Origin of the sequence: Sphingobacterium spiritivorum, from assembly GCF_016725325.1 — a bacterium.
In the GTDB taxonomy this organism is placed as follows: Bacteria; Bacteroidota; Bacteroidia; order Sphingobacteriales; family Sphingobacteriaceae; genus Sphingobacterium.
Window position 1 is genome coordinate 4,028,581 of the sequence record NZ_CP068083.1, and the last position, 17,498, is coordinate 4,046,078.

Sequence of the window (17,498 nt, forward strand, 5' to 3'; positions counted from 1 at the left end):
CAGTATTAATATAACATATGGCACACCGCATCTATACGTACAATATTGATCTGAAAACCAGACAGAATTACCCTCATTATCTCGGCGAGTGGAATTATGTCATTCCTGAATTACTGTTTCCGTTATTTTCTGCAAATCCGCGAAGTAAAGGGACCCGACTTTATTTTGATCGGGAGTCCGGGATTATTGCGCTGCGTCAATTCTACCATCTTCTGGCTGAAACGTATCAACTTCACCATGAAAAGGCATATACTGAACCGGTAAATACAATGTTCAGTTTTTTAGAAAATCTGCCCTACGATACTTTTGTGATGGATGCAACGGATGTATTCAATATGAGCGAAGAAAAGCATAGTAATCAGTCAAAAGATTGGGTAGTGGAGATCCGTGAAAAAACCGAACTTTATTATAAGGCTATTGCTGAAAAGGACCTGAGTTTCTTGAATGATATACTGGTTCAGTCGGGTCATGCTACATTTCTGGATATGCTGCAGTATGACTGGATCAATTATGGATTAGGATACTGGAATGAAGAGGCTTATAAGGAAAGCGGAGCTGAAGTTTTTGAACAAAATGAATATTATGGACTCAAAGACAATAAAGGGAATATTCTGGTAAATCCAGTTTACGATGATATTTACAACTTTACAAACGAAGGTGTAGCTGTCGTGATGAAAGATGATTTGTACGGATATCTCAAAGATAACGGGGAACTCATTATTCCCTGTCAGTATGAGGATGCTTTCGATGCCTTTCTGATAGAAGAAGAACTCTTCGCTATAGTGATAAATCAAGGGAAGTCAGGACTTATCAATTTAAAGACCGGGAACTCCAGTATTCCTGTACAATATACGCAGTTGGAAGAATTATACCGTGGACTCTTTAATGCAAATACGAATGGATTCTATACACTCTTAAATTTTAAAAATGAACAGATTATCCCAGGGCAAAGCGATTTTCCTTACGAATTTCAATATCCTGATCTGGTTTTAAAAAAGGAAAAGGGTTCTGCGCTTAGACATTATTATACCTTACCCGGTATTTACATGGGAGCCTATCCGGAAGATGTATTGCGCAATATTTCAGATGGTTATTATTGGGTAGAACCCAATAAATTTCATAAAAAAATCAGCGTGTTGAATCCGGAAGGTGCCGTTTTCAAAGATGAAATTGACCGGATTATTGTATTGGATAATTACAACAGTATAGCTTATCTCAAAAATAAAGCCTGGTATATCTACGATATCCGGCATCAGGTGATACGTCTGGGAGGCGAGGGAGTCGAAAGGATAGGGATTGACTCCTTAAACAATTATATGCCGGATGTATTTATCGTGACAAATCAGGGTGCTAATGGTCTTTATGATGCCTTACAAGACAGATGGCTGATACCCCTGTCTGTTGAAAATACGAAGATCGAACATTGCCATATGGAATTCCTGCGGATTACGCAGGGGACACACATGCGATATTATGATTATAAAACTGGGATAATGAGCCAGTTGTACGATTATGTGTGTGAAGCGATAGATTATCAAACTCAATTTTTATGTCTTTTTGCAGGAGATACTATGTGGACGCTGGATTACGATCGTCAGATCAAAGAAGTCGGCAACGATCAGATGGGAGAGTTACATGAGAATAATCATGCGTTGAGAGGAAATGATCAGCGTTATTTTCTGGATTACTACCGGAGCTGGACACAACTTATAGGTGAAGGTTACGAATCTTACTTTGATCAGGAAACTCTTTATCTGAAAGCAAGTCGCTTTGCCCGATCTGCTGATATGGAAAATGCGATCAGACTATATACATTGGGTGCTGAACAGGGGAGTGCCCGTATGATGTTTGAACTGGGAAGTATCTATACAATGGATGAACAATTCGAAAACATTCCATTAGGTGTCACATATTATGAGCAGGCTGCTATGGAAGATTTTCCGGCAGCATGGAATGATATCGGCTATCTGTATCAGAATGGAATAGGCTACCCCAAAGATATGGAGAGAGCTATGGTGGCTTACCAAAAGGCAGCTGAGCTTGGGAACGGATTAGCTCTGGCCAATCTGGGAGATCTCTATTTTTATGGTCATGTAGAGCTGGATTATGATCGGGCACTGGACTATTACAGAAAAGCAGAAAAGAAGCGGCATCCTAGAGTAGAGAATATGGCAGAGATCTACTATCAAAAGAAAGACTATACAAACCTGTTGCGTTACCTTAGAAAAGATTATGGAGATACCTTTTCTGCTATCTACTATGGCATTCTATATGATTATGGGTACGGAGTGAAGCAAAATGCGAAAAAATCTGTTGAAAATTATGAGAAGGCAATGTCTCAGGGGCAGTATTTCTACGGCTTGGAAAGATTATTATACTATTACAAAAATGATCCGGCCTATGCTGATCCTGAAAAATTTAAACATTGGATAGCATATGCAAAAGAATACGATATGGAAGTAAGTGAAGAATATAAATAAGTAAAAGATGGTCAGAAGAATAATAGGAATAGCAGCACTTATCATGAATATGTGGTCTGCCTATGGACAGGAGTTAAACGTAAATATTATACAGGAAAATAAAAAGATAGTTGCTGAAGGAGACTGTTATACCCTGCGGAAATTGCCGTTTACTTTTCAGGTAGAGGTATCCGGTACAGATGCTTTCCTGATAGGAGCAACGACTGATGATGATGTCTACAGATCTGCAATTGGTGAAGCTGATCTGGAGGTTGAATGGTTTGAGAACACAGGTATGGCGGAAGGGCGTTTTAATGCAGAACAGTCTCTGTTTATAAGTAATGATGCGCCTAGCTACTGGTATTTTACAGCAGCAGATGATCATCGTTTTGATCGTAATCCAAAAGGAACTCTGGATCATTGGACTGCGAGCAGAACTGTTGCCAAAATAGATCTGCTGGCTCTGGATAAACAAGTATCTTTGAAAGATATAGAAACACCGCTTTATCTAATTTTTTATACAACTACTTATGATAAAGATTATAATGTAGTAGATAAAAAGATCTTGTATAAGGCGGAGCTGGTATGGGAATAGTCAGATAAGAGAAATAGATGGGAATATTAGATATGTTTGCAGCGAATAAAAAAGAAATATATATAGAAGGAGAGCAGCTGTATTTCCTGGAATACGGGAATATGGAACAGGTAGATCTGAGCAAACTCAAATATGCTTATGCAGAAGTGCTAGGCGGAGATCCTTATCTCTTTTTATTCGATCACCGGCAATGTTATATATCAGGGCTTTTGAACGGTTTTGATACGGTATACCGCCAACTCTCCTTACGTTTTGGTTTTGATGATACGGTATTCTATAAGGTGACCGGACAAACAAACGATATAAAGAAACGGATCTGGCTGAAAAAATATTCCCGTAATTACAGCATTCTGCAAGGAGATGTTGCAGATTATACAGATGGTTTTGAGGTGATGACATCAGCTCCTCACTTTGTGTCCTGGGATACATCGTATGATGAATTGGAAACTTTGAATGTAGGGCATATTGAAAAATCGGACTACGATATTAAAGTATTTGTATTTGATTATCCGGTACGTATAGGTAACATGGTTGTGGAAGGTCTGGAAGCCTATTATGATAATGAACGTACAGATATTGCGGTACAGCATTATATATGTGCATTGTACAACGAGGCACATACTGATATGAGTTATTACGAAATCAAAGCAGAGTGGATGCAACATATTCCTATAGATATAGATGCCTGTGGCTATGAACGTGACGACCAGAAGTACCTTACCTTTGATATAGAGGATGTATGGCTATCCATCTCTTACACTTATGATACAGAAGAGGGCTATGATGATGGCAGCACATCATTGAGTATACAGAACAACAGATCTTACCCGGATTTGCTGGATCATCCGGATTACACAGATGATCACTTGCATATGGACGCGTATATTAAATTGGGTATAGCCAGTGAGATCGTTGAGGACTACCGTAAAAATATAAATGTATTTGCATTGCCTTCTTTAATCAGGAAAACACTTGGTAACAAAAGTGGAATCTGGTTGGATAAGAATAATGGTAAAATAGGGTTTGCTGGTGAAGAAATGTGTCTGATCTATGATATACATGATATAAAACGGATCTGCTTTTATAACCTGTTGCCTGCCAAAGGTCCGGGATATGCGAGCTTTGAGGTTCAGCTAAAAGATAAGGAACATACAGATACAGTTTTCTACGGAGATTGTTATGCCTTTGACAGCTATGCCGGTCAGCTGCGTGAAGTTTTCGGACTGGACGTTTACATCCCTGAAGCAGACTACAACTGCTAAGTTGTAGTCTGCTTTTGTTGTTCCGTTTCTCATGCTGAGTTTGAATAAAAACTAATTTGATAGCTTGTAGTCAGGTATTTTTATTGAAAATCGTCAAAATCGGACCGCGAAAAAATGCATCTCTTCCTAAGATTTTACCAAACAGGTTGCGATATTATTTTCGTGAGATATTCATTATCCAATTGGTTGTATTTGGTAATGACTTCTTTTCTTAAAGGTGCAGAGAGTATGTTTCTTACATCTGGCAGCGGTTAAGAAGATGCCATATCTAATTCTCTCTAAGATCAACTTCAAACATCAAACATTTCGACTTTCCATTCATTATTTCCAATACGACAGCATACTCCGCCTATATTCAATATACTCCTTCGGAATACTTTGAAAGGGTTCCATTACAAATGTGAATGATTTTTGACTTGTCCAAACCCATGTATCATCCTTCAATACGGAGTCAGATGAACGTATGTTCCAGTCGGGAATATTGATCATTCCAAATTCGTGCGTCACCGTATCAAAATAAATTCCCGCTTCAGCAAGTACTTTCGGATCAGTGTAACTGCCTTTCAATGCAGCGTTCAATTGTTGCTTATCGTCTATTAGAACTATCTTTTCTATAGTCAGACCATTAATATTTGTCTTTCTATCATCCGTCCCGAATTCTACGATTTTCCTTAATTCATTTGCTACCCTCAGGCTGTCATCCGGTAATATAATAATTGAAAAAAGATCTTCCTGTAGAATTTCAAAAGTTTTGTCAACAGGATTAATTGTAATGCTCACTTTTCGACTGACAATACTAGCATCTTCCATTCCGATAATGGAAGCAATTGCAAAAAACAAAATATTTATTGGATTCATACGAGTGAAATTATTTGGAATTCTATAATTTTTTTACTGTGTTCAACTGTTACTCTTTTACCAAAAACCAGCCGTAGGCAACGCATAGAAATACCTGTCGGCAGAAGTCTGCCAGGGTGCCTGATGAAAAAACCAGCATTTTTCGATTTTCTCGAATGCCTTGCTCAGGTCGCGTTCTCCCCATTGATAACCTACTTTGTAATCAATCCCATCAACAGTTATTGTTCCAAAGATCGTCGGGTAGGATGAACCTGACACACCGTTGGTGTATTGGATTGCCTTCTCCAACTTCACCACTGTACCTGTCGGAAAACTCATTATCTCTTTGATATCACCAATGCTTTTTCGTTCATCAACATACCGCCATTGAGGATGCATGCTGTCTAATAGACTATATGGATAATCGCTGTTGTCGTTAGTCGGAATTTTGTCTTTAAATAGTATCGTTTCCTTATTCATCGTGACCGTCTTACCCACCCATTCTTTGTACGGTTCGTACTTATTAAGGCTTGTGGATTTTGTCTTCACCGTAGCGTATATGATAAAGATAAGAAGCCCAATACTTCCAACGATAACGAATGCGATTATACCCATTATTTGTTTCGTTTTCATATTATTTTTTGTCCGTGATATAGATTTCCATCTTGCCGTCCACAGCTTTCATATTGATCATGTAGCCAGCCTGTTCAGTGATCGTGGTTGCAGTGCCATCGGATTCAAAGTCTGTGCTATTCAGTTCCTCTTTTGGCTTATGCGTTTTGTTCATCTGCATAGATTTGGCGATATAATATGTGTCACCTTCCACTTTGACAACCTTGAACCAGCCAAAACCTATATCCGAAGCGATACGATCTCCAGATTCCTTAAAAACTTCATAGTGTCCAAAGTAAATGTTTCCCGCTACAGGAACTTGCTCCATAGCCACATATTCAGCCGATTTTGGTAGGGGAGGCTTTACTTCCTGATAGATAATCAGCGCAAAAGTGGTTATGACAAGCATGATAAATATCCAACCTAGAATTGTGAGTTTGAATATAAAGAGTGGCTTTGGAGCCTGGACAATTTTTTGATTAGCAAATGATTTCATTTCAGGTGTCCAGGATCGATGTGCAATCTTCTTTTGTGTTACTTTATCATAGAATTCTCCAAATGCTTTCTTGGAATGTACCGAAAAAATGGCGGTTCTGGTCAATTGTCTGAAAACAACTAGTACCATTGGGTTTCCAAGGTTCTTTGGATTTTGTAACTTATCATTTTCGTAAGATCCCTGTTCTATTTTAGTGATTACAAAAAACATATTTCTTCTTTTTGTTTGTTGGTATATAAGGGTTTATCAATTTTATTTGGATCAATTTTGTCTAAAGATGGACATCTTCTACATTCGATTAATCCTGCTGCTTTGGCCACAAGTGCAGTATTGGCCTTAATGCTGTTTTTTGAAATGGAGATGGCGGTTTCATTTGTTTTTCGGTACAGTATCAGTTTTTAAAAATATGATTATCATATCTGCCAACTTCATCCTTTTTATGGTTCTACTATTTTAAGCAGTAACGTACGTCCCTCTACACAGATAAGGTCTTTTTCCTCTCTCTCGTCCAATGGAACTAGGTAAAGCTTTCGGCCTTCTTTATTGAAGAGATAGCGGTAATTGTAACTCTGATCCAACTTGAAAATAGCAAATGAAGGCTGTTTCCCATCCTTTAACTGCAATGACAATATGCGATCGGTTGGATTCATATGAAATGTACCTGCCTGCTTTCCATTGACAGAAAAACAATTCCCATCAAATGACAAGGTATCGTTGTTTTCAATATCTGCATAACGATGTTCCATGGGATGAAATTCCTGTTTCAATATCCAGTCATATTTGTCAAAAGGTTTTGCTTCATTCACAACTGATTTTTGAGCTATCTCGTTCTCTATCTGTGCGAGTAAAGGCCATACATCCGATGAAAGAAGTTTATCGCCGGCATGCCACCAGTAGATTTTTCCGGGTAGCATTTTCCTATGCATAAATGTTTGTTCAGGCGCAGTCTCTTCAAAATAAATAAACTGATAATAACTGCTATCATTATCCCGGATGGTCATTTCATAATAATCTTCTTCCCGAAAATCTTTCAGCACAAAGGAATTTTTTCTCGACGGTCCGAGGAACACATCCAGCGAAGTGAAGCTGTAGGAAGGATTATTGCTGTCCAGATTGCGGAATGTTTGGGGCTCACCATTTGCCAGCACAAAAGCTCTTATCTTTTTAAAAATCGAAGGCGTGAAGATAGATGACACATGGATAAAATCCTCTTCATTCATTACTTTTTCTACATTGCTGATAATCGTTTTCAGCCCGTTTAGCGTGCCTTCAAAATATTTTTCTTCCTTGAATTTTGGGATAAACTGTTCATCAATGATTTTTTTGGTAGCTGCGTTACTCAAAACCTTTTCTATGCCATATCCGTTTTCGATACGAATCCGGCGTAGTTTTTTGGAGATCGCAATCACAATACCATTATTTTTGTCCAAATTTCCCGATGCGTAACCTGTCAATTGCTGACGCACATAATTGTCAAAATTTTCTTTAGTGGTATGTCGATCATCAATGGTTACAATAACTATATCGGCAACTTCCTTTTTCCAATATTGAGCTATATTACTGTCCAATTGCCGAATCTCACCTGCAGTGAAAATCTTTTCATTGTCAAAAATGCGTTGCCTCTTTATTACAAATTCCTGTTGGATAGGATTAGTCTGTCCAAAGGAATTAGATGCTAAAGAGCAGTACACCAATATGATGAAAATATTACGCATGTAGTTTAGCATTTGTTTAAGACAGTCGTGGTCTGTTTTCATGGTTTTAAGTCCTTTTTAACTATGAAAACAGACTGCAATCCTATTTGCGTCGCGGTGGGAGTCAAAAGTTCAATTTCTTGTCCATTTTCCCAAATTTGTTGCTTCAATGCTCCGCTCTCATCTTGTTGCCCGGATACATAGACATTCCCCTCTACAACCTGTGTAGAAAAAGCGTATGTATGTCCGCTATTCGAGTGCTGAATGGGAAGTAGCTCATTGTTTTTAAACACTCGGGGGACGTAATTACTTCCTACCTGTTCGTAGCCCGTGGCATACACATCCCCATTCTCTACTGTGACACTAAGTCCACGGATAACGGATTTCCCAGATATCAGATTGGTTGGGACACCGTTTTTCCATAATTTCATACTTCGGTCTCCGGTGGCATCTGCATAACCTACTACATACACATCCGAATTGTCCACCCATATGCTTTTAGCATATGTCGTTATTCCCGCTTTGGAAAGCACCTTTTCTACACCGTTTTTCCAATATTTAGATACAATTCCTCCTTGTTGATTTTCATAACCCACCACATAAACATCGCTTCCGGACACAAATATGTCTTCCAATCGAGTGTTGATGTTACTGTTGCCAATTTGGGTTATTACTCCATTCTTCCAAATGACTGCCTGACGTTTGGCATTTTCAGCTGATGGCACATAATGTCCCGCCACATATACATCGTTCCCGGAAACAAAAACAGCTTGCGCCACTGCACTTTTTGAAGCTGGGGTATGGAGTTCATGCAATTGACCATTCTTCCATAGTACTGCTTTAACGGGGGTGTAAGAATAATCCTCAACCTCGACTGTTGCCCCGATGATATAGACATCTTCACCCGATACATAAATATCCGATGCGATAGCCGATTCTCCTGATATAGAGGGAAGCTGTACAATTTGCTTATTTTTCATATACATAGCACGAGTTTCATCCTGCAGCATCTGTATTCCGGCACCGTGTACATAGAATGACAGGGTGTCATACTCAGGTTTGTCATTATCTTTACTACAGGATACAAACAGCAAAACAATGCTTGATGCGAATAAAAAAATTCTTCTCATAACAATTATATTAGTTGTCAATAAAATCAAAAATCGGTATAACCGGAAAATAAAACCTGTTTAATCCTTTACATAGCATCTACATGATTTTTTGCTGTATATACAAAGTATCTACACGTAACAAAAACAATTGAAAATCATTGGATTACCTTGTCTGTAGATAAGGTGTTTTAACAGCGAACAATTGGGATATAGCCTGCTTTTTTCATTATTTTGTTTCTAATTGTAGATATAAATAAGTGTAAAAATGAGAGTTGCCCTGTATCACATTATAATATTCTTGCTCTGTTCTTCCGCAAAAGCACAACATATCGAGTCCTCCACAAAGAAGATATTGGATGAGTTCGATGAATATCAATTACAAAATCGATCATCGGAGGCTAGTAAATTGTTGCATTCCAGCATAAATATTACCGAAAAACCAGCTGATCTTGCCTATCTGTATGCTTACCAGAGTGGCATCTATGTTTCTATGGACAGTTTGCTTTTAGCCAAGAAGCTTGCTGACTTGAGTATGAAAAATGCTCAAAAAGCTAAAAGTAAGACAGCATTGGCGGTTGCTTATCGTGCCAAAGCTTTTCTAAATAACAGGATGGACATGCCGGATGCGGTGGTGAGAGATGCCCTGGAAGGTTTAAAACAGGTTGAAAACACAGATGAAGACCTTGCTACCAAATATCATCTGAACTATTTGTTGTATGGGGCTTACAGTAAATGGGATGATAGTGATAAAATGGAGCATTATATCCGAAGAGCCCGTTATTATGCCGTAAAAGCAAAAAACATCAACCTGCAGGTCAATATCAGCAATGGAATTTCAAGCATGTATCTCACGCGGTATAAAAAGGAGAAAAATAAAGACTTACTTGATAGTAGTTTTTATTATCTGAATAATTCGTTTGAACAGCAAAAGCTAAATCCTGAAAAAGTGAGTGGAAATACTTTTGTAATTACCTGCATAAATATCGCAAATTATTATCTGGATTTTTCAACGGAACAACTTTCTACCCGCGAACAAAAAGCCTATGAATACCTTGGGCTTGTTGAAGAAAAATTGGTGAACAAAAAAGCCACATCTGAAAAATGGATGAACGTTTTCGGAATTAAGAGTGGTTTCGCTAAAAAGCAGGGAAATTTTACACTTGCAGAGAAATATCTCCTGCAAGGTCTGAGCCAATTGATGAATGCCAATGGTAATTTTTTTAGATTGGAGTACGCCGTCAATAAAGATCTTGCAGAACTCGCTGGTAGAAGGAACGATCTAAAAGTGGCGTTAACTTATCAGCAAAGAGCAGAAGATTTATTAAAGAAATCCTTCAACGAGCAACAGCTTTTCAATGCACAAAAGCTGGAAGTCCAATATGAAACTACAAAGAAAGACCAAGAACTGAAACTATCAAAACAACGGGAAGATTTCCGCCGCAAGCAAAACTACCTTTATGGAGGTATAGCCTTTGCATTACTTATTGGGCTGATATTCATGTTCATTTCCTACCACTTCAAGCTTCGGTATTCCATAGAACGGGAGAAAAAGTTAGCACAGGAAAAGGAGGATGCTGAACTGCAAGCACAGATGCTGTTGAAATTAGAGCATGAAGAGCAGGCACGTTTAAAGGCAGAACAGGAATTATTAGACATCCGAAAGCAGCAATTGGAAAAGGAAGCTCTGGCTAATTCGTTGATTATTGACCGTAAAAACGAAACGTTCAAACAGATACAGGAAAAAATAAGAACAGGAGAATCCAGACTTATCCAAAAACTGATCAAAGAAGAAATGCTGATACAGACGGACTTTGAAGAAATTAAAATGCAGGTACAGGAGCTCCATCCTGATTTCTTCAACAAGTTAAGTGATAAAGCGGTACAGAAATTAACCCCACTGGATCTGAAATACTGTACCTATTTTTATCTCAAAATGACCACTAAGCAGATTGCACAAGTGCTGCATATAGAACCACAGAGCGTAAGGATGTTCAAGTACCGATTGAAGAAGAAATTTGGATTGGGACAAGAAGATGACCTGGAAGCCTTTTTAGGCGAATAGCATTTGCTGATCTGTATTGAATTAAATCTTTTGCCAGAAAAATGAGAAAGTCTCTTAATATGTAGTCTGCGAATGCCTATTTTTGAATTTAACTTTTGTAGATGACATATTTTGAAGAGCTCGCTACCTTATTAGAGAAAGAACAAAAACACGATAAAGAAGAATATCAACAGCTTTTACAGACCCAGTCCTTAGCCAAACGGAGACAGGCAGGCTTGTGCTGGTATCCGATTATGATTCGTAATGAAGAGATCGGACTTGGAGACTATATTCAGATTATAATCCAGCGGACAGTTAAGGATGAACAGACACATCGGTTCAGATACGGGATGCCTGTTGCTCTGTTCTCTAACCACAATCCTTCAGCAGATCGGATTTCCGGTATCATAGGCTATGTAAACGGAGATGAAATGAAAATTTCTCTACGGGTGGATGAATTACCGGATTGGGTAAGATCGGGAAAACTTGGTGTAGATCTCCTGTTTGATGAAAACAGCTATCAGGAAATGTTTAAGGCATTAAAACGGGCTGATGCTGCCAGGGATGATAAGAGGATGGGGCCACTTATCAATCTGCTGATTGATCAGCAGGTTCATGATTATGATCATGCGGTTTCTGATCAGCAAATCAACTCCATTACAGGATTAAATGAATATCAGTTAAAAGCTGTAAATCAGATAATAGCATCGCCACACCTTACCATTGTACACGGTCCTCCGGGTACAGGTAAAACCACTACTTTGGTTCAGGGTATTAAAGCCCTTCTGCAGAAATATCCGGATCAGATTCTGGTCACAGCACCCAGTAACACAGCCGTAGATTTGCTGACAGAAAAACTTCATGAAACAGGTGTGAAGGTCGTACGCATTGGTAATCCTGTAAAAGTATCCGAACAGCTGCATGAGCTCACCCTGGATGGAAAACTGGAAAGTCATCCTATGCAAAAGGAATTAAAAACAATACGGAAAAAAGCGGATGTTTTTAGAGATATGGCTAAGAAGTATAAACGAAACTTTGGAAAAGCCGAACGTGATCAACGTAAAGCTCTCTTTCAGGAAGCAAAGAATCTCATGAAAGAAGCGGAACAGATTGCGCAATATATCCAGAATGATATTCTGGATCAGGCACAGGTTATTACTGCTACTCTTGTAGGTTCCAACCATTCTGTTATCCAGGACAGAACATATGCAGCCGTATTTATTGATGAAGCCGGACAAGCTCTGGAACCCGCCTGTTGGATTCCTATCTTAAAATCTGACAAGCTTATTCTTGCCGGAGATCATCTTCAGTTGCCTCCGACTATTAAATCTAAAGATTCTTTGGTAAAGGCATTTCAGGAAACACTTATGGAAAAGCTGGTTTATGCCTATCCATCTAATGTGAGTCTGCTGCGGCAACAGTACCGTATGCATCAGGATATTATGCAATATCCATCAGCAGCCCTTTATAATAATACCTTATTTGCAGAACCGTTAATAGCACAACAGGAGCTTATACCGGGAGATAAGGCTTTTCTGTTTATCGATACTGCCGGAGCAGGATTTGATGAATTGCAGGAAGATACGGCCATTTCAAATGCTGAAGAGGCTAATTTCCTGATTCGTCATTTAAAACAATATTTAACAACATTTAAAAGGGATGAACACATAAATCAGTTCCCAAAGATAGGTCTGATTTCCCCTTACAGACAACAGGTAATGTTACTCAAAGAGCTGATAGGGAGTGAAATGTGGGCGGAAACCGCTGTGCCTATCCAAGTGCAAACAATAGATGGTTTTCAGGGACAAGAACGTGATATTATCTATATTTCACTGACACGCAGCAATGCCGAAGGTCAGATCGGATTTCTGAATGAAATACGGCGTATGAATGTAGCGATGACCCGCGCCCGATACAAACTGGTCATTATCGGTGACAGTTCTACAATAGGCCAGCACCCTTTTTATGCCGGTATGATCCAATATGCCGAATCCATAGATTCCTATAAAAGCGTATGGGAATGGATGTAGAACTAACTTGCCACGAGGATAAACACTCTTGGTAAGTTATGTCCCACAACTGCAGTATTCATTTTGCTTAACGAACCAATTTCTCCGTTTTAGTCAGAAAATTTTCAACAGCATCTTTGATATCGATGTTACTTCGGTTAGCCAGTACGATCAGCCACCAGATATTTTCACCCAGTTTATGTTCCAGTTCGGAGGCCGAATTACTTTTTGGCCATCTCTGCTGCTGAGACGTAATATTTCTGCCTACCAAACCAGCATCTGTCAGATAAGCCAATGCATCTTCCTCTATTGTCCATTCACTTCCATGGTTTTGCACTTCCAGATTGTGGTAACTCTTTCTTAGTTCCAAAGAACGTCGAATAATTTCATCAAAATTATTTTCACCCATATTACTAGTTAATTATACTTGTAGATAAACATGTTATTTGCAATATACGGTATATCAGGAGGATGGTATGCCACAGAAATGTCTAATATTTTCTCTCCTGTATCTCAAGTCGTTACATTCTGTTAAATTTGGAAATCTGCGTAGATCAGCGATGATCCTTTTTATTAACATATATCTAAAAAATAATTATATGAAGTTGCTTAAGTTTTCCGGATTATTCTTTAAGTGGGCGCTGGTTGTCGTGCTTATTCTGATTGTTGTGGGTATATTATTTGAACAATATTCGCGTTGGCGGCTTGAAAAAGATATTCGTACCGGCCGTACATTTGAACAGATCAACGGACATGATATTCATTATGTGAAAATGGGTAAGGGAAATTATACCGTAGTTTTCGAGTCTGGTCTGGCGAGCGATCATTTTAACTGGAGAGATGTACAGCAGAAACTGGCAGAGGATTCGGTCGTGACACTGGCATACGACAGAAGTGGCTTTTTCTTAAGCGAAGCCGGAGATACCGCAAAGACCAATACATCTATATCTGATGAACTATATCAACTGCTGGAGAAAACACACTGTCCAAAACCTTATATTGTGGTCGGACATTCTATGGGGGCTATTTACCTGCGTTCATTTATAGATCAACACAGAAAAGATATTGCTGGAATTGTATTTGTAGAAGGGGCTCATCCTTTGCAAATGAAAAAATCCTCTCCAGAAGTGTTGAAGGCTTTTTCTCAACCTCCTCACTGGGCAGTAACCGCAGGAGTGGAAACCGGAATTTTCAGACTTATATTCTCCAAAGCACAGGTGTCTCCTGAAATCCCGATGGATCATCCGTTTCAAACACAGTTTAAAAATTATTTCTACAAATCATACGATGCGGTATTTAAAGAGGCGAAGAATGATGTACTGAATTTTGAAATGGCTGAGCACTCCGGCAAATTCGGAAATATTCCGTTAACCGTAATCATGGGAAATCCGAAAATATGGTCGGGTGCCATTGAAAATGAAAAAGCTAGACAGGATTTTGAAACTCTTGTCAGCGAACTGCATCATGATATGCTTTCCTGGTCTGCAGACAGCCATCTTGTTATCGCACAGAATAGCGGACATATTGTACAGGTGAATGATGCCGATCTCATTGTCCGGGAGATCAGGTCACTTCTGGCAAAGATCAGTACATGGTAATTTAAGGTTGCAAGAATCCTGTCAGGACCTAAGCCGATAAGATTCTTGCATAATCGGGATCACGGTAATATCATTTAACAGCTGGTATCCCCGAGATCAGCAACAGCTTATCGAGTTTTGAGGTTTTAGCTTCAATAATATCAATATTAAAAGTCATGCCTTTGATCTCAAATGAAATAGTCGGAAATTGCATAATCGGAATTTCAATCTGTCTTAATATGGCTGATACCAGAGGAAGAAATACCCCATTGAGCGCGATACTCAGTCCTATACTCAGTGGTTTTAACAAATATTCAGCCCATTTGGCAATACCAAAGTCAATATCCAGTTTAGGAATATTAAGATCTTTGACGGTTAGCAATAGTTTCCCTTTATGAATAACAGGTTTAAAAGTGGCTTTTATAGTTGCTTTTCCATGTGGTCCGAAAGATATTTTAATAAAAGCTTTTTTTAGCGTCAGCTGTGCTAATAATTCAGTGTCAATCTTTCCTTCAATACTGCCGTCTGACTGAATAACAAAAGATCTGGGATTGAATACCTGAGCCAATACATGACCGCTTATGATCTTCCATGAAAATTCATTTTCTTTTTTCAGGGGAAAAGGTATAGCTGCCATTGTTTCTATCGCAGTACTGTCTACTCCTGCAAATACAGTTTCAACAGGCCAGTTAAGTGGAGCATATGTGTCTGGTTGCCGGGCTCCTATACAAGAGTAAGCTGTCACAAAGGATTTTTCAACAACAGGTATAGGTAAGCTCACCGTGACATCTTTAAAGGTCAGTGCGGGTAACTTTATTTTATTGAGAAGTTCTGTATTTAATACCAGAATCAGGATAGGGATAACATACTTTTTCAGACTATCTACATATTTTTTATATTGCTCTTCTTTGATTTCCAGATCTGCTGTCAGTATAGTTGCTGTCAGATAGTTCTGTTTTCCCTCAATAGAGGTATCTATAGTTACATTGGCGGTTACTTTTATATTCAGGCTTATCAGAGAAGTATCCTTTAGTGTCAGTCTAAGATTAATATTGGGGAAATAAGCCTGAAAAGTAGCTTTTGAAACCATATCCAGAATTAAATTCTCTTCATGAGCATCAAGAAACAATTCTTCTTCCAATAGGTCTGCTGACTTAAATTGCTGGAAATCTTCTTTTTTTAATTTGACCCGCTGTGACAGATCGACTGTTGGGGATTCATTAATATCATAGGATACGGCAAGGAATAATTCGGAAGAAATATCTTTACTGCCCGTGAATATATTAGGATAGATTTTTTGATAAACCTGTTTGACAAGTGGATTTAAGGTTTTGTTGTCAGTACCCATTACAATGTTGTAGTTCATAATTCTATGTTTTTACGTTATTGAAAAATCAATTGCAAGTGCGATAATTCGGATTATACCGTCCTCATTATCAAAATTATAGTTTTAGCGCAGTATAAAAGGGGGACAAAGGGGCCACATAGGGGGACATTTTGAATGTTCCTTTTCAAAAAAAATGACTCCGGAGATTGCAGGGTATGAAAATGTATTTTCCTTCAAAGTCAATTAATGCTTATCAGAAACACATAAGAAGCTGATAACGGTCACTTTTTAAGGAAGCAATACTAACGATCTTTATAGTAAGATAATAAACCTGTATAAAACAGGTTATTCAGTAACTGTTTTAAATATAAAGAAGATGAGTACAATGAAAGCCGCAAGATGGCATGCTGCCAAAGATATCAGAGTAGAAGACACAGAAATTCCTGTTACTGGTAAACAACAGGTAAAGATCGCCGTACAATATGCCGGTATATGTGGATCTGATCTGCATGAGTATGTGCATGGTCCGCAATTAATTCCCTCAGAAAAACCATACCCGCTTAACGGACATATAGGTGTCACGACCTTAGGACATGAATTCTCCGGAATTGTAGAAGAAGTAGGAGAAGGGGTAAACCGTGTGAAGAAAGGAGATCGTGTAGTTGTAGAACCAATTTTTAAAAATTTTGACAGTCCGTTTATTGCAAACGGAGAATATAATCTTTCCGAGCCTCTTGGTTTTGTCGGTCTGACTTCTAACGGAGGATTTGCAAAATATACAGTTGTGGAAGATTACATGGTTCATAAAATTCCGGATAGCATGAGCTTCGAACAGGGTGCGCTGGTAGAACCCGCAGCAGTGGCTGTATATGCCGTATTGCAAAGCGGGCTCCGGATGGGGCAGACTGTGTTAGTTTCAGGAGCAGGGCCCATCGGATTACTATGTGTACAGGCAGCTATAGCAGCAGGAGCTGCTAAAGTGATCGTGACGGATATATCTGAAAAGCGACTAGAGAAAGCAAAAGATATCGGCGCGACGACCATAATCCATGCTGCTGATCAGGATATTCCTGCTCAGATTCGACGTATTACAGAAATTGGAGCAGATGTGTTTTTGGACGCTGCGGGAGTGCAGGCTTCTTTTTCGACCGGGATTGCCAGTCTGCGAAATGGTGGAACGGCTGTATTGGTAGCGCTGTTTGGAAAACCGGTAGAGTACAGTGCCTATGATCAGGTGGTCAGAGAGATTACTATAAAAGGAATCATTGCCTATCGCAATATATTTCCTCAGGTCATCGCGATGATTGATAGCGGACGTATGCCGGTAGAAAAGTTGGTGACAAGCAAAATCGGATTGGATGAAATTGTTTCAAAAGGTTTTGAGGCTTTAGTCTCCAATCCGTCTGAAGTGAAAATTCTGGTAGAGATAAAGTAATTTGAATGCAGTCGGGTACAATTAAAGGTGCTTGCGGAATCT

14 protein-coding genes are annotated in these 17,498 nt (G+C 38.9%); 7 read left to right on the forward strand and 7 right to left on the reverse strand.

Annotation, left to right across the window (positions count from 1 at the left end; genetic code table 11):
• Positions 1-17: 17 nt before the first annotated feature.
• From I6J02_RS16740 to I6J02_RS16750, 3 genes are read left to right on the forward strand one after another with little or no spacing between them, the layout of a single operon-like run.
• Positions 18-2,480 carry an SEL1-like repeat protein gene (locus I6J02_RS16740; RefSeq protein WP_201678972.1) on the forward strand — a complete coding sequence of 821 codons (2,463 nt, stop codon included), beginning with the start codon at positions 18-20 and terminating at the stop codon, positions 2,478-2,480.
• Between the two features lie 7 nt (positions 2,481-2,487).
• Positions 2,488-3,054, forward strand: a complete 567-nt coding sequence (locus I6J02_RS16745; RefSeq protein WP_201678973.1) for a hypothetical protein — start codon at positions 2,488-2,490, stop codon at positions 3,052-3,054.
• Positions 3,055-3,071: 17 nt separating this feature from the next.
• The gene (locus I6J02_RS16750; protein WP_201678974.1) at positions 3,072-4,316 is read left to right on the forward strand and encodes a hypothetical protein; all 1,245 of its coding nucleotides are present in this window, start codon (positions 3,072-3,074) and stop codon (positions 4,314-4,316) included.
• Between the two features lie 321 nt (positions 4,317-4,637).
• Here the strand turns inward: I6J02_RS16750 and I6J02_RS16755 are convergent, their stop codons facing one another.
• The 5 genes from I6J02_RS16755 to I6J02_RS16775 form a co-directional block, all read right to left on the reverse strand.
• Entirely contained in the window at positions 4,638-5,174 is a 537-nt protein-coding gene (locus tag I6J02_RS16755) for a hypothetical protein (RefSeq protein WP_201678975.1), read from the reverse strand.
• 57 nt (positions 5,175-5,231) lie between these two features.
• A complete protein-coding gene (locus tag I6J02_RS16760; protein ID WP_201678976.1) occupies positions 5,232-5,786 on the reverse strand; it encodes a hypothetical protein in 555 nt (184 codons plus the stop codon).
• A 1-nt stretch (position 5,787) separates the two neighbouring features.
• Positions 5,788-6,471: a hypothetical protein gene (locus I6J02_RS16765; protein WP_201678977.1), complete on the reverse strand. Its 684-nt coding sequence runs from the start codon at positions 6,469-6,471 to the stop codon at positions 5,788-5,790.
• A gap of 227 nt (positions 6,472-6,698) precedes the next feature.
• Positions 6,699-8,018, reverse strand: coding sequence for a TPM domain-containing protein (locus I6J02_RS16770; RefSeq protein WP_201678978.1), 1,320 nt, complete (start codon positions 8,016-8,018; stop codon positions 6,699-6,701).
• A complete protein-coding gene (locus tag I6J02_RS16775) occupies positions 8,015-9,085 on the reverse strand; it encodes a hypothetical protein (RefSeq protein WP_201678979.1) in 1,071 nt (356 codons plus the stop codon). The genes I6J02_RS16770 and I6J02_RS16775 overlap by 4 nt, the downstream gene beginning before the upstream one ends.
• 247 nt (positions 9,086-9,332) lie before the next feature.
• Here I6J02_RS16775 and I6J02_RS16780 point away from each other — a divergent pair, with 247 nt between their 5' ends.
• Both I6J02_RS16780 and I6J02_RS16785 read left to right on the forward strand, forming a co-directional pair.
• A complete protein-coding gene (locus tag I6J02_RS16780) occupies positions 9,333-11,129 on the forward strand; it encodes a hypothetical protein (RefSeq protein ID WP_201678980.1) in 1,797 nt (598 codons plus the stop codon).
• A 101-nt stretch (positions 11,130-11,230) separates the two neighbouring features.
• A complete protein-coding gene (locus I6J02_RS16785; RefSeq protein WP_201678981.1) occupies positions 11,231-13,138 on the forward strand; it encodes an AAA domain-containing protein in 1,908 nt (635 codons plus the stop codon).
• 67 nt (positions 13,139-13,205) lie between these two features.
• Here the strand turns inward: I6J02_RS16785 and I6J02_RS16790 are convergent, their stop codons facing one another.
• Positions 13,206-13,526, reverse strand: coding sequence for a MazG-like protein (locus I6J02_RS16790; RefSeq protein WP_201678982.1), 321 nt, complete (start codon positions 13,524-13,526; stop codon positions 13,206-13,208).
• 190 nt (positions 13,527-13,716) lie between these two features.
• Between I6J02_RS16790 and I6J02_RS16795 the strand changes: the two genes are divergently transcribed.
• Positions 13,717-14,715, forward strand: a complete 999-nt coding sequence (locus I6J02_RS16795; RefSeq protein ID WP_201678983.1) for an alpha/beta fold hydrolase — start codon at positions 13,717-13,719, stop codon at positions 14,713-14,715.
• A 70-nt stretch (positions 14,716-14,785) separates the two neighbouring features.
• Here I6J02_RS16795 and I6J02_RS16800 read toward each other — a convergent pair whose 3' ends face one another.
• Positions 14,786-16,060, reverse strand: a complete 1,275-nt coding sequence (locus tag I6J02_RS16800) for a hypothetical protein (protein ID WP_201678984.1) — start codon at positions 16,058-16,060, stop codon at positions 14,786-14,788.
• 337 nt (positions 16,061-16,397) lie between these two features.
• On the opposite strand from I6J02_RS16800, the gene I6J02_RS16805 reads away from it, so the two are divergent.
• Positions 16,398-17,456, forward strand: coding sequence for a 2,3-butanediol dehydrogenase (locus I6J02_RS16805; RefSeq protein WP_201678985.1), 1,059 nt, complete (start codon positions 16,398-16,400; stop codon positions 17,454-17,456).
• Positions 17,457-17,498: the final 42 nt, after the last annotated feature.